The 13,465-nt window shown below is 68.5% G+C and carries 13 protein-coding genes; all 13 read right to left on the reverse strand.

Annotated elements, in window-relative coordinates:
• The gene (gene scpB, locus P3H15_RS43415) at window positions 1-714 is read right to left on the reverse strand and encodes an SMC-Scp complex subunit ScpB (protein WP_276142949.1); all 714 of its coding nucleotides are present in this window, start codon (window positions 712-714) and stop codon (window positions 1-3) included.
• Window positions 711-1,571 (reverse strand): ScpA family protein, encoded by an 861-nt coding sequence (locus P3H15_RS43420; RefSeq protein ID WP_276142950.1) that lies wholly within the window; start codon window positions 1,569-1,571, stop codon window positions 711-713. Before P3H15_RS43420 ends, scpB begins: the two co-directional genes overlap by 4 nt.
• The gene (locus tag P3H15_RS43425; RefSeq protein WP_276142951.1) at window positions 1,572-2,576 is read right to left on the reverse strand and encodes a ParA family protein; all 1,005 of its coding nucleotides are present in this window, start codon (window positions 2,574-2,576) and stop codon (window positions 1,572-1,574) included.
• Between the two features lie 131 nt (window positions 2,577-2,707).
• On the reverse strand, window positions 2,708-3,376 hold the full coding sequence (locus tag P3H15_RS43430; RefSeq protein WP_276142952.1) for an NUDIX hydrolase: 669 nt from the start codon (window positions 3,374-3,376) through the stop codon (window positions 2,708-2,710).
• Window positions 3,377-3,389: 13 nt separating this feature from the next.
• Window positions 3,390-5,162, reverse strand: coding sequence for a CTP synthase (locus P3H15_RS43435; protein ID WP_276142953.1), 1,773 nt, complete (start codon window positions 5,160-5,162; stop codon window positions 3,390-3,392).
• Window positions 5,163-5,303: 141 nt separating this feature from the next.
• Complete coding sequence (locus P3H15_RS43440; protein WP_095863648.1) at window positions 5,304-6,254, reverse strand: copper transporter; 951 nt, start codon at window positions 6,252-6,254, stop codon at window positions 5,304-5,306.
• Window positions 6,251-7,435: a putative cytokinetic ring protein SteA gene (steA, locus tag P3H15_RS43445; protein WP_095863647.1), complete on the reverse strand. Its 1,185-nt coding sequence runs from the start codon at window positions 7,433-7,435 to the stop codon at window positions 6,251-6,253. Before steA ends, P3H15_RS43440 begins: the two co-directional genes overlap by 4 nt.
• Window positions 7,436-7,536: 101 nt before the next feature.
• Window positions 7,537-9,309, reverse strand: a complete 1,773-nt coding sequence (gene recN / locus P3H15_RS43450; RefSeq protein WP_276142954.1) for a DNA repair protein RecN — start codon at window positions 9,307-9,309, stop codon at window positions 7,537-7,539.
• Window positions 9,310-9,311: 2 nt separating this feature from the next.
• Complete coding sequence (locus P3H15_RS43455; RefSeq protein WP_072941897.1) at window positions 9,312-10,274, reverse strand: NAD kinase; 963 nt, start codon at window positions 10,272-10,274, stop codon at window positions 9,312-9,314.
• Complete coding sequence (locus tag P3H15_RS43460; protein WP_276142955.1) at window positions 10,271-11,101, reverse strand: TlyA family RNA methyltransferase; 831 nt, start codon at window positions 11,099-11,101, stop codon at window positions 10,271-10,273. The genes P3H15_RS43455 and P3H15_RS43460 overlap by 4 nt, the downstream gene beginning before the upstream one ends.
• A gap of 1 nt (window position 11,102) precedes the next feature.
• On the reverse strand, window positions 11,103-11,330 hold the full coding sequence (locus P3H15_RS43465; RefSeq protein ID WP_276142956.1) for a hypothetical protein: 228 nt from the start codon (window positions 11,328-11,330) through the stop codon (window positions 11,103-11,105).
• A gap of 77 nt (window positions 11,331-11,407) precedes the next feature.
• Complete coding sequence (locus tag P3H15_RS43470; protein ID WP_276142957.1) at window positions 11,408-12,403, reverse strand: HAD-IIA family hydrolase; 996 nt, start codon at window positions 12,401-12,403, stop codon at window positions 11,408-11,410.
• A complete protein-coding gene (locus P3H15_RS43475; RefSeq protein ID WP_276142958.1) occupies window positions 12,400-13,365 on the reverse strand; it encodes a M48 family metallopeptidase in 966 nt (321 codons plus the stop codon). The genes P3H15_RS43470 and P3H15_RS43475 overlap by 4 nt, the downstream gene beginning before the upstream one ends.
• Window positions 13,366-13,465 lie beyond the last annotated feature (100 nt).

A 13,465-nucleotide genomic window follows, 5' to 3' on the forward strand; every position in this document is an offset into this window, starting at 1 on the left:
TCAGTCTTCGGTGTCCAGCCCGGTGTCCAACTCTTCTGTGGAAGCCGTAGCTTTATTCATTCTCGCAAATCGTGGGTCAGATTCCAGACTGTCACTGATGTCATCTATCAGATCCACATCCGGCAACAACGGAGCCAACGCGGGAAGATCGGCCAGAGACGCCAAGCCGAGCCGTTCCAGGAAGAGTTCCGTCGTCGAGTACTGCGTGGCGTTGGTATCGGGATCGACGCCGGCTTCGGCGATCAACCCGCGAGCGAGAAGTGTGCGCACCACACCATCCACGTTGACGCCGCGCACCGCACTGATCCGTGCGCGGGTCAACGGTTGACGGTATGCCACCACGGCCAGAGTTTCCAACGCCGCCCTCGTCAGTTTGGAGCGGGCTCCGTCGAGCAGGAGCCGTTCCACATAGGGCGCGTACGCGGTGCGGGTGTAGAGACGCCAACCGTCACCGGCATATCGGAGGTCCATCCCGCTTCCCCGGGCGGTGAGCTCGGCTGACATGCGGTTCAGCGTCTCCGTGATGCGATTCACAGAAGCACCGGTCGCGGACGCGAGCTGCTCCGCACCGGCCGGAGAGTCGACGATCAGCAGCAAGGACTCGAGAACCGCAGCGAGTTCGGTGTCCGACAGCTCGGGTTCTGCGTCCGACAGCTCGGGTTCCGCGTCGACGGCGCCCTCGTCGTCCGGCTCGTCGAACGGGGCCGAACTCATCCGTAATCCTCCTCGGTCACCGGGGCGTCTGTGCCTTCCCCGATCCAGCTCACCAGCAATTCCCCGAGTGGCTCGGGCTGTTCGAACAACACCGACTGCTCGCGGTACAGCTCGAGCAGCGCGAGAAATCTTGCCACGATCAGGGCGGTGACCTCGCACTCCGAGACGAGGTCGCCGAAGGTCGCCCACTCCCCGGCGCCTCGCTCGCGGAGCAGTTCCAGCATCCGCGCCGCCTGTTCGGGGACCGACACCGCGTGCATGTCGTGCAGGTGGTCGAGTCCCACGGTGGGCTTCGGGCGGGGTGTGAACACGGTCGCGGCGATCTCCGCGAACCGCTGCGGGTCGACGCCGAGCAACACTTCCGGCAGCAACTGGGTGAACTGGTCCTCCAGTGCCGACGATCGCGGGTATCGGCGCAGCGCGGCCGCCTCGAGCTCACCGAACAGTTGCGCCACCTGCTTGTACGCGCGGTACTGCAGCAGCCGGGCGAACAGCAGGTCGCGCGCCTCGAGAAGCGCGAGGTCCTCGGCGTCCTCCACCTGCCCCGCCGGGAGCAAACGCGCCGCCTTCAGATCGAGCAGCGTCGCGGCGACGACCAGGAATTCCGTCGTCTGGTCGAGTCCCATCTCCGCGCCGAGCGTGCGGGTGTAGGCGATGAAGTCGTCCGTCACCTGGTGCAGCGCGACTTCCGTGACGTCCAGCTGCCGCTGGTTGATCAGGGTGAGAAGCAGATCGAACGGTCCCTCGAAATTGCGCAACGTCACCCGGAAGCCGGGCTTGACGGCGGGCGCCTGCGGGTCCTCGCCGTTCGAACCCTCGGTCTGCGGTGGTGCCGGAATGTCTTGCGTATTCACCACTTACCGGCCGGACCGGTGAATGACCTCGCGTGCCAGCGCACGGTACGCCTCGGCGCCGGTCGACTTGGGCGCCCAGGTGGTGATCGGTTCCCCGGCGACGGAGGTCTCGGGGAATCGCACGGTCCGGTTGATCACGGTGTCGTAGACCAGGTCCCCGAACACCTCCACCACGCGGGCCATCACCTCGCGCGCGTGCAGGGTACGCGAGTCGAACATCGTCACGACGATGCCGGCGAGTTCGAGACGCGGGTTGAGTCTGTCGTGGACCTTCTCGACCGTGTCGTTGAGCAGCGCCAGGCCGCGCAGGCTGAAGTACTCGCATTCCATCGGGATGATCACCGAGTCCGCGCAGGCCAGCGCGTTGACCGTGAGCAGTCCGAGGGACGGCTGGCAGTCGATGAGGACGTAGTCGTAGCGGTCGAGCACGGGATGCAGCACCCGTCCGAGCGTCTGCTCACGGCCCACCTCGGTGACGAGCTGGATCTCCGCCGCCGACAGGTCGATGTTGCTCGGCAGAAGGTCGAGGCCCTCGACGCGCGTCCGCATCAGGACGTCGTCGATGGAGACGCGCGGTTCGACGAGCAGATTGTGGACGGTCAGTTCGAGGTCGTTGTGCGCGACTCCGAGGCCCGCGGACAGCGCCCCCTGGGGATCGAGGTCGACGAGCAGGACCCGCCGGCCGTATTCGGCCAGCGACGCCCCCAGGTTGATCGTCGACGTCGTCTTGCCGACGCCGCCCTTCTGGTTGCACATCGCGACGATCTTGGCCGGGCCGTGCGAGGGCAACGGGGCGGGTTCCGGCACCTCACGCGTCGGCCGGCCCGTGGGGCCGAGTTCCTCCTCCACGACCACGGCAGCGTCGTCGAACAAGTCTGCGGTTTCGGTTTGCCGCACGTCGAACATGTCGCCCTCCGGTTGCGAGTGCTCTGACTCCGCCGCTGGCGGCTGCGGTGTCACCACGGTCCGATGATCCCCTGTTCTCTCGATGATCGCTGTCGATCCCACATCGTTATACGAACGCTACCGCCTCGTACCGTGAATTTTCCCCTCGACACGCTTTCCGCTACCGCGCCCCGGGGTTCGCTCCCGCCCACACCTCGCGCAGCGCACCCACTGTCACCAGCGCGATCACCACGTCAGGTCCGCGTGGCTTCGTCCCCAGCGGCACGTGCGCGCTTCCGCTCGATGAACCGTTCGGGGCGATCGACCCAGGGGGCGCTCACGTCGCGGAGTTCGCCGAGACCGCCCGGCCGGGACCGGGCGGCGGCGAGGGCCATGACGCCGGATGCGGCCGTGGCGTTGACGATGGTCCCGTTCAGCACCATCGTCACGACCTCGTCGAACGGAATCCGTTCGATCTCGAGGTCGGCTTCCTCGTCCTCCGGGTCGGGCCGGTCCACCTCGTACAGGTCCTCGGCGAGGAACACGCGCACCGACTCGTCCGTGAACCCCGGTGAGAGAACGACATCCACGAGGACGGACCACCGCCGGGCCGCGAGGCCAGTCTCTTCCGCCAGTTCGCGTCGGGCGGCGTCGACGGGGTCCTCCCCCGGCTCGTCCAGCAGACCCGCCGGGATCTCCCACAACCGGCGCCCCACCGGGTGCCGGTACTGGTGGATCAGGACGACCCGGTCTTCCTCGTCGAGCACCACGACTGCGACGGCGCCGTGGTGCTCGACCACCTCGCGTTCGGCGGTCCGGCCATCCGGCATTGCGACGTGATCCACCCTCAGCGCGAGGATCGCGCCGCTGTAGACGGCGCGCGAGTCGAGGGTCTCGAATTCGTGCCGGCCGATGTCGGGCATGGTCCGTCTCGCCCTATCCCGCGCTGTCGACCGACGCGACCTCGTCGCGGTCGGCGGAATCGGCGATCTCGTCGTCGGCGGCCGCCGCACGCTCCTCGCCGTGCACGTCGACGGGGAGGCGCTCCTCGAGCTTGTGCCTCAGCGCCGCGTCGACGAACGCCGCGAACAGAGGATGCGGGCGCGTCGGACGGCTCTTCAGCTCGGGGTGGGCCTGCGTGGCGACGAAGAACGGGTGCTGGTCGGCCGGGTACTCGACGAACTCGACGAGGTGACCGTCGGGAGAGGTGCCGCTGAACCGGAGTCCGCTCTTGGCGATCCGGTCCCGGTACGCGTTGTTGACCTCGTAGCGGTGACGGTGACGTTCCGACACCTCTTCGCTGCCGTACGCCCGCGCCACGACGGACCCCTTCGCCAGGACTGCGGGGTACGCGCCGAGGCGCATCGTGCCACCGAGGTCGGCCTCGCCGGCGATGACGTCTTCCTGATCGGCCATCGTGGAGATCACGGGGTGCGTGGTCTCGGGTTCGAACTCGGCGGAGTTGGCGTCGTCCAGACCCACACTGCGCGCGGCCTCGATCACGACGCACTGCAGACCCAGGCACAGTCCGAGCAGGGGGATCTTCCGGTGGCGGGCGTACCGGATCGCGCCGAGCTTGCCCTCGATGCCGCGGATGCCGAAGCCACCGGGGATCAGCACGCCGTCGACGTCGCCGAGCGCGGCCTGCGCGCCCGCCTCGGTCTCACATGCGTCGGACGGCACCCACGAGATCTCCACCTTCGAGCGGTTCGCGAACCCGCCTGCACGCAACGCCTCGGTGACGGACAGGTACGCGTCCGGCAGGTCGACGTATTTTCCGACCAGGGCGATCCGCACGGTCTCGCGCGGCTGGTGGACGCGCTCGAGCAGGTTTCCCCACACGGTCCAGTCCACGTCGCGGAACGGCAGTCCCAGCTGACGGACGACGTACGCGTCGAGGCCCTCGCTGTGCAGCACCTTCGGGATGTCGTAGATCGACGGCGCGTCGGGGGTCGAGATGCAGCCGTCGACGTCGACGTCGCACATGAGCGCGATCTTGTTCTTCAGCGCCGGGGGGACCTCGCGGTCGCAGCGCAGGATCAGCGCGTCGGGCTGGATGCCGATGTTCCGCAGCGCGGCGACCGAGTGCTGGGTGGGCTTCGTCTTGAGCTCACCCGACGGCGCCAGGTACGGGACCAGGGAGACGTGGAGGAAGAAGACGTTGTCCCGGCCGACGTCGTGGCGCACCTGACGGGCCGCCTCGAGGAACGGCTGCGACTCGATGTCGCCGACGGTGCCGCCGATCTCCGTGATGACGACGTCGGGGCGGTGTCCCTGCAGATCCGGCCCGCTCATCGCGAGGATCCGGCTCTTGATCTCGTCCGTGATGTGCGGAATGACCTGAACGGTGTCGCCGAGGTATTCGCCGCGCCGCTCCTTGGCGATGACCGTCGAATACACCTGGCCGGTGGTCACATTCGCCTGACCGGACAGGTCGCGGTCGAGGAAGCGCTCGTAGTGCCCGACGTCGAGGTCGGTCTCGGCGCCGTCCTCGGTGACGAAGACCTCACCGTGCTGGAAGGGGTTCATCGTGCCCGGATCGACGTTGAGGTACGGATCCAGTTTCTGCATGGTCACGCGCATTCCCCGCGCGGTCAGCAATTGCCCGAGGCTCGAGGCTGTGAGGCCCTTGCCGAGTGAGGAGGCGACGCCGCCGCTCACGAAGATGTGCTTGGTGGCGGTACGCGAATGAGTGCGTGACTGTGGCAAAGGGGCTCCCGTGACGACTGTGCAGGGCTTGGTCTGTTCGAGCAATGCTGGGGCCTGCCGACCCACGGGACTTCACGGTAACACCTCGGCGGACGTCCCGGAAACAACGCGCCGCGATTGCCCGCCCCGATGTGACGCGCGCTACGCCGGGGTGGCCCCCACGGTGACTCCGGTGGTGCCGGGTCCCGTGCCGTACCGGCCTGCGCCGCCGTTCAGTTGCTCCTGCAGCGCCAGCGGAACGGTGATCTTGCCCGCTTCCCGGTCGATGTTGTCGATCGTCGTGAGCGCCGCCGAGAGGGCGGCGTCGGCGCGTGCCACGGCGACCGCGCCGTTGCCCTGGGCGGAGGCCGGACGTCCAGCGAGCACCGCCCCGGCACCGCGCGAGTCCAGCGCGCCCGCGAACCGGGCCACGACCGCACCGCGGTTGCCGCTGACGCCGTCCTCCACGTCCCGATCTCCGGTCAGCACCACCGCGACCTGCGCAGGCTGGACGGCCCCGTCGTCGTAGCTGACGAATCCGGCGCCGCGCAGGGTCTCGAGGGCCAGCGCCATCTCCTGGGCGGAACTCTGCGGCTGACCCGTCTCCTTGCCGAGCATGAGGACCGAACCCAGCAGGTCGCCTGCGAGGCTGCCCTGGTCGACGGCCCCGGTCTTCAACGTGACGCCCGCGGGGATCACATTGTTGACGACCGTCCGCAACCGGTCGCCGCCCGTGGCGTCGACGAACGAATCGGTCAACGACACCCGCCCGGTCACCGAACCGCCTGCTTGCGCGATCATCCGGTTGACCCCGTCGAGGTCGGCGGGGTCGGCATCGGGGGTCGTCACGACCATCACGGTGCGCTGCGCGAGCGAGTCGGCGACCACGCGGCCGCCCACCGCGGAATCGAATCCGTCGGCCGAGTTCAACTGCTCGGTCAGTTGGTTGTTGCGTTCTGTCGCGTTCTCCATGTCGGTCTGCAGGTCAGCCTTGTCGTCGCGCAGCCCCGACACGAGACCACTCGACAACAGGCCGGAGCCCATCACCACGCCGATTGCCAGAGCCAGAAAGATCGCCGCTATGGAAATGGCATGTTGACGCAGAGAAATCACTTGAAGAACCCCTGCACCCACAACGCGAAGCTGTTCCACGTCGCAACAGCCCAATCGAGTGCCTCACCACCCACGTTGGACACGACCAGAGCCACGATCACCGCCACGAGAGCGGCGAGGACGAGCAGCGCGATCGCGCCGCCCGACACCCGGCTGCGGTACAGGGTCGCCACGGCCTTCGCGTCCACCAGTTTCGGCCCGACCTTCAGGCGGGTCATGAACGCCGACGGGTTGCTGTCGCGGCGGCCGCGGTCGAAGAACTCGTCGAGGGAGACGGTGCTCCCGACCGTGACGATCAGCGACGCGCCGTGGTGGTCGGCCAGCAGGAGTGCCAGGTCGGACGGGGATCCGGACGCGGGGAACGTCATCGCTCCGATGCCGAGGTCCTGGATCCGCGACAGACCGGGTGCGTGACCGTCCTGGTCGGCTGGCAGAACCACCTCGGCGCCCGACTTCAACGTCGCGCTGGTGATGTCCTCGGGGTCGCCGACGATGAGGTCGGGGCGATAGCCCGCCGACTTCAGGACGTCGGCGCCTGCCCCGACACCGATGAGGATCGGCGAGTACTCCTTGATGAACGGCTTGAGGTTCTTCAGGTCGGACGCGTGGTCCGGGCCGTCGGACACGATGACGACGTGCCGTTCCTTCATGTCGACGTCGACGTCGGGGACTCCGACCCCGTCGATCAGCAACGGGCTCTCGGTACGGATGAACTCGATGGTGTTGCCGGAGAACGCCTCGAGGTGGTCGACGAGACCGGTCTTCGCCTCGATCATCCGGTCGGAGATCTCCGCCTCGGTCTGTTCGTCGCCCTTGGCGATGCGCCGTTCCCCGGAGTAGACGCCTCCCCCGTTCACTCGGACTTTGCTGCCGTCCTTGATGCTCTTGAAGACCTCGGCGCCCGCCGAATCCACCAGGAGGATCCCGTTGGCGACGATCACCTCCGGGCCGAGGTTGGGATACCGCCCCGAGATCGAGGGCGACGCGTTGATCACTGCGAGGACGCCCGCCTTCACCAGGGCATCCGCGGTTCCGCGGTCGAGGTCGAGCTCGTCGAGAACGACGATGTCACCGGGTCCGACGCGGCGCAGCAACTTGGCCGTGTTGCGATCCACCCTGGCGATGCCGCTGACCCCAGGCAAAGTTTCGGTGTTACGTGACAGCAGTGCCGGCATCTTCATGGATTCGATGATGGACCGGAAGCCGGACCGACCTGTGGAGGCGCGCCGAACCGTTTACCACATCAGTCACACCATTACCACGGACGGCCCGCCGGGCCGGGTCATGCGGAACGCTCGGCGCTGGCGGTCGCCAGCAGCTCCTCCGCGTGGGCGCGACCGGTCTCGGTGTCGTCGAGGCCGGCGAGCATCCGGGCCAGTTCCACGACCCGTTCGTCGTCGGTCAGTGTGTGCACGCCACTGCTGACGACGCCGTCCTCGTCGTCGACCTTGTCGACCACCAGGTGGGTGTCCGCGAACGCCGCGACCTGCGGCAGGTGCGTGACGACGATGACCTGGTGCGTGCGGGCCAGCCGGGCCAGCCGCCTGCCGATCTCGACCGCTGCCCGTCCGCCGACACCGGCGTCGACCTCGTCGAACACCATCGTCGCGCCCGAGTCGGACCCGGCGAGCACCACCTCGAGGGCGAGCATCACGCGTGAGAGCTCACCGCCCGACGCGCTCTTGCTGATGGGCAGCGACTGCGCGCCGCTGTGCGCCGACAGCCGGAACTCCACTTCGTCGACGCCGGACGATCCCGCATGGAGTTCGGTGCCGTCGACGGTGAGCGGGGCCGTGTCCTGGGGTCCGGCGATCCGGGGCCGGACCGTCACCCCGAGCGCCGCCCGGCCCATTGCCAGACCGGCGAGTTCGGAGCTGACGGCCTTGGCGAGTTTGGTCGCCGCCTTGACGCGGGCCGCGGTCAGTTTGGACGCGGCCTCCGCGGTCGACGCCGCCGACTCCTCCACCTGTTTCGTCAGCGCGGCCAGCGCGTCGGAGGACACGTCGATCTTCTCGAGCCGCGCACGGGCTTTGTCGGCCCATTCCAGGACGCCGTCGACGTCCGCGGCGTACTTACGGATGAGGTTCTTCAGCTCGGCCTGCCGGGACAGCAGGGAGTCCAGTGCCCCCGGGTCCGCGGGTAGCCCGGCGAGGTAGGTGGTGAGGTCGGCGGAGACGTCGGTGACCACCGCGATCACCTCGGCGAGGCGGGGTCCGAGCCCGTCGAGTTCGGGGTCGGTGGCCGATTCGATCCGGGCCCGCGCCTCGGACAGCAGGTCCAGCGCGGGCGCGGCCACGCCGTCGCCGTCCATGTCGTCGCCGCCTGCGAGCGCGGCGTGTGCTTCCTCCGCCGCCGACCGCAGCGAGTCGAGTTCGCTGAGCCTGCGGACCTCGGAGACGATCGACTCGTCCTCGCCCGGGGCCGGTGCGACGCCATCGATCTCGTTGAGGGCGAATGTCAGTTGGTCGGCTTCCTGCGCGAGTTCCCGGGTACGACCGGTCCGCTCGATGAGTTCGGATCGCGCGGTCATCCACTCGTCGCGGTGCTTGCGGTACCGCGTGACCAGCGGACCGACCGCCTTGTCCGCGAATCGGTCGAGTGCGGCGCACTGCTGGTCCGGGCGGAGCAGCCGCAGCTGATCGTTCTGCCCGTGCACGGTGAGCAGCGGATCGGTGAACTCGGACAACACGCCCGCCGGAACGCTGCGCCCACCCAGGTGGGCACGGGACCGGCCGTCGCTGCCGACGGTGCGGACCGCGATGATGGTGCCATCCTCGTCACGCTCGGCACCGGTCGATTCGAGCAGCCGGGACACGGCGCGTTCGACGTGCTCCGAGCCCTCGTCCGTCATGAATCGGCCCTCGACGACGGCGCGGGGCGCACCGAGGCGAACCCGTCCCGCGTCTGCTCGCGCACCGCTGAGCAGGTGCAGGCTCGTCACCACCATCGTCTTGCCCGCACCGGTCTCACCGGTGAGTACCGTCAAACCTTCGTGGAATTGCGCCGACGCCTCGGAGATCACACCGAGGTTGTCGATCCTGATCTCTGCCAGCACGTCTAGGGCTTCCTTCCTCGCCACCCGGTGACGGGCAGCTCGAACTTTCGCACCATCCGGTCCGCGAACGGCGCCGAATCCAGTCGTACCCAACGAACGGGTTCCTTGCCACGCACCACTTCGACGCGGGCGCCCGCAGGCAATTCGAGGGTCCGGCGACCGTCGCAGAACACCAGGCCGTCGTGGCTGCCCGCCACCGTCTCCACCGCGATCAGCGATTCCGGGCTCGTCACGAGGGGGCGCGCGAACAAGGCATGGGCGTTGCTCGGGACCACCAACAGCGCCTCGAGCTCCGGCCACACCACCGGGCCGCCCGCGGAGAACGCGTATGCCGTCGACCCGGTGGGTGTGGAGATGAGCACACCGTCGCAGCCGAACGCCGACACCGGCCGCCCGTCCACCTCGAGCACTACCTCGAGGACACCGAGCCGGGACCGGTTCTCGATGCTCGCCTCGTTGAGCGCCCAGCCTCGTTCGATGATCTCGTCGTCCACCCGGACGAGCACGTCCAGCGTCATGCGGTGTTCGATGCGATATTCCCGGCGCACCACCTGGCCGAGCGCCTCGTCGAGGTGCTCGGCCTCCGTTTCCGCGAGGAACCCGATCCGGCCCAGGTTGATGCCGAGGACCGGAATGGACGCGGCCTGGGCGAGTTCCGCTGCCCGGAGGAATGTCCCGTCCCCGCCGAGGACGAGCACCATCTCGCACCCGAGGGCGGCGTCGGGGCCGGCCTGCACGATGGTGACTTCGAGCCCGGGAACCAGGAATTCGTCGGCCGCCATGCCGTCCATCGGTTCGATGCGAGTGCTGTCGACCTCGTCGACGAGGACGCGCAGTCCGATCCCGGCCCGCTCGAAGATCTTGCCGACGCGCCGCGCCGTCTCCGTGATCTCGGCGCGACCCGGGTGCGCCACGAGCAGGATCTCCCGCTCGCGTTGCTGGGCGCCGCTGCTTCCCCCGCTCACTGTGGTCCCTCCTGCACCGCGGTGCGGATCAACTCTTCTACCGACTCGACCGGTACATCATCCGTCCCGGGTGTGACATCCGCGCGGAGCCACAGGAAGTATTCGACGTTCCCCGACGGTCCCGGCAGCGGGCTGGCCACCGCACCGACGGTACTCAGTCCGAGCGAGGCCGCCGTCTTCGCGACATCCAGTACCGCGGCGACCCGCAACTCCGGGTCACGCACCACCCCACCGGAGCCCACGTGATCCTTGCCAACCTCGAACTGCGGCTTCACCATCGGAATCAGGTCTGCGCCCTCGCCCACGCAGGCGACGAACGCCGGGAGAACCAGCTTCAGGGAGATGAACGACAGGTCCGCGACCACCAGTTCGACCGGGCCGCCGATCTGCTCGGCATCGATGGATCGCACGTTGGTGCGGTCCACGACGTGCACGCGGTCGTCGGACTGAAGCCGCCACACCAACTGTCCGTACCCGACGTCCACCGCCACGACCTCCCGCGCGCCGTGGTGCAGCAGCACGTCGGTGAAGCCGCCGGTCGATGCGCCGGCGTCGAGGCAACGCTTGCCGTCGACTTCGAGTCCGCGGGGGCCGAACGCCTCGAGAGCACCGAGGAGTTTGTGTGCGCCACGGGATGCCCAGGACACTTCGTTGTCGACCTCGACGACCCGCAACGGGGTTCCCGCTTCGATGGCGGTGGCCGGTTTGGTCGCTGCCGCACCCGAGATCAGCACTCGGCCGGAGGCGATGAGTTCTTGCGCGTGTTCTCGGGACCGGGCCAGCCCCCGCCGAACGAGTTCGGCATCCACCCGTGCTCGACGGGCCACGTCAGATCTTGTCCACGGTGGCCAGGGCCTCCACCAGCACGTCGTGCGCCTTCTCGAGAAGGTGGGCTTTGCGTGGAATGACCCCGACGCCGTGCTCGTCGTCGGGGTCAGGTTCGACGGCTCCGAGCCGCGACAACAATCCGTCGACCTCCGTGTGGATCTTCTCGGGGTCGACACTCTGAGGAGGCCCAGGTAGATGGGCTCCCGGGCGCGGTAGTGGCGTGCTCATCGGGCACAACGCTAGTCCATCGCGTTCCGATACGCATACAGCGAATCGCGTGACGAACAACGCGGGTCGGGCGGGTTTCAGGCACCCCAGCCGGACACGACCGCGCTCACCGCGGGCGTCGTCGAGCTGATCCGCACGAAGTCGGGGAATTTCCACGCACCGACGGCCACGGCCCGCAGCAACGCAGTCGAATCCACCGGCTCGGTCGAATCCGCGGTCGGTTCGATCACCAGATCGGTGCCGTCGAACTCGACTGACCACCGGCTGTCCTCACCGACCAGCGACTCGTCGGCCGGCCGGTTGAGAGCGTCCAATGCGGATGCCAGGTAGGTGGGACGCTGCTCCGGGGCGGCGCGCAGGACGTCGATCGCAGTGCTCACTCCGGTGAGGACCAGCAGCGAGTCGAGACCGACGGTGCCGGCGCCTTCGATGTCGGTGTCCAGCCTGTCGCCGACCACCAGGGGCCGCACACAACCGCTGCGGCGCATCGCATCTTCCATCAGCGGTGCCGCCGGCTTGCCCGCCACGAGCGGTTCGCGGGACGTCGCCGCGCGCAGGGCCGCGACCATCGAACCGTTGCCGAGGACGAGACCCCGCTCGGTGGGGAGGGTCGAGTCCAGGTTTGCCGCCACCCAGACGGCGCCCGCGCGGATCGCGAGCGTCGCCTCGGCGAGGATCGCCCAGCCCGTGGTCGGCGAGTGTCCCTGGACGACAGCGGCGGGTGCGTCCGCGAACGACCGGACCGGACGCAGCCCGACGTTCCGGACCTCGTCGGCGAGCGCTTCCGTGCCCACGACCAGCACCGCCGAGCCCGGTGCCACGTTCTCCGCGAGGAGCCTGGCCGCAGACTGCGAACTCGTCACCACCGTCGACTCGTCGGCAACGAATCCGAGTTCGGTCAGGTGTTCCGCGACGTCGCCGGGACTGCGACTGGCATTGTTGGTCACGTAGTAGCAGGACTGCGTCCCGGCCGCCAAAGCCTCACGCGCACCGGGGATTTCTTGCGGCCCCTGGTACAGCGTGCCGTCCAGGTCGAGCAGCAGAGCGTCGTACCCGTCGCGCAGAATCGTCACTGATCGTCTCCGGTCAGCTCGGCCACACGCTCCTCCGCGTCGGTATCACCCTCGAGATCCGCCGCAGCGGAGTTGAGGAACCACTTGAGTCCGTCTTCGATGCGACCGGCCGCGACCAGGGCATCCGCGTACGCGTAGAACAGACGGGCGGCACCGGGGCCGGTCCGCGCGGCGTCGAGATCGGGAGTCTGCAGCGTGACTACGGCCTGATCGAACTGACCGAGGTCCATGCGCGCTCCGGCGACCACCATGCGCAGTTCGGCAGCCTCGTCACCGGACAGCGCAGCAGCTTCCTCGCTTCGCCCGAGTTCGATCGCACGCTCCGGCCGGCCCAGTCCACGTTCGCAGTCCGCCATGACCGCGAGCAGTCCGGGACCACCGGCCATGCGACGAGCAGCGCGCAACTCCGACAGCGCCTCCGCCCATTCGCCGGCGTGGTACGCGGTGATACCCGCAGCCTCACGGACGACGGCGATGCGGCCCGCGCGCTGACGCGCGGCCCGGGCGTGTGCGAGTGCGAGGCGCGGATCGTCGTCGACGAGCTTTCCGGCCATCACCAGGTGGCGCGCAACCGTGTTCGCGTTCGTCTTGTCCAAACTCAGCAGGTCGCGGCGGACACTCGGATCGAGTTCGCCGGCCTCGACGTTCTCGGGCAGATCCGGTTCGTCCGGACGAGCCTGCTGCCGCTGCGGACGGTCACCTTCACGTCCGCGAGGCGCGAAGCCGCCCTCACCGCCACGACGGGGTCCGCCACCGCGACGATCGCCGCCGGCACCACCACGGTTGTCGCGCGAATCGCGACGGGGACCGCCGGACGAGCCACCACGACCGGAACCGCCGGCACCACGGTTACCACCGGAGGCACCACCACGGTTAGCACCGGAGGCACCACCACGGTTAGCACCGGAGGCACCACCTCCGCGGAAGGACCGACGTCCGTCGTCACTCTCCGACACAGTCATTCCTTTCACACAAACCACGAAAGGGGACCCAGTATATTGGGTCCCCTTTCGGTAACGGATGTTCGGCGGTGTCCTACTCTCCCACACCCTGTCGGGTGCA

The sequence above is a fragment of the Rhodococcus sp. T2V genome (genome assembly GCF_029269925.1).
In the GTDB taxonomy this organism is placed as follows: domain Bacteria; phylum Actinomycetota; class Actinomycetes; order Mycobacteriales; family Mycobacteriaceae; genus Rhodococcus_F; species Rhodococcus_F koreensis.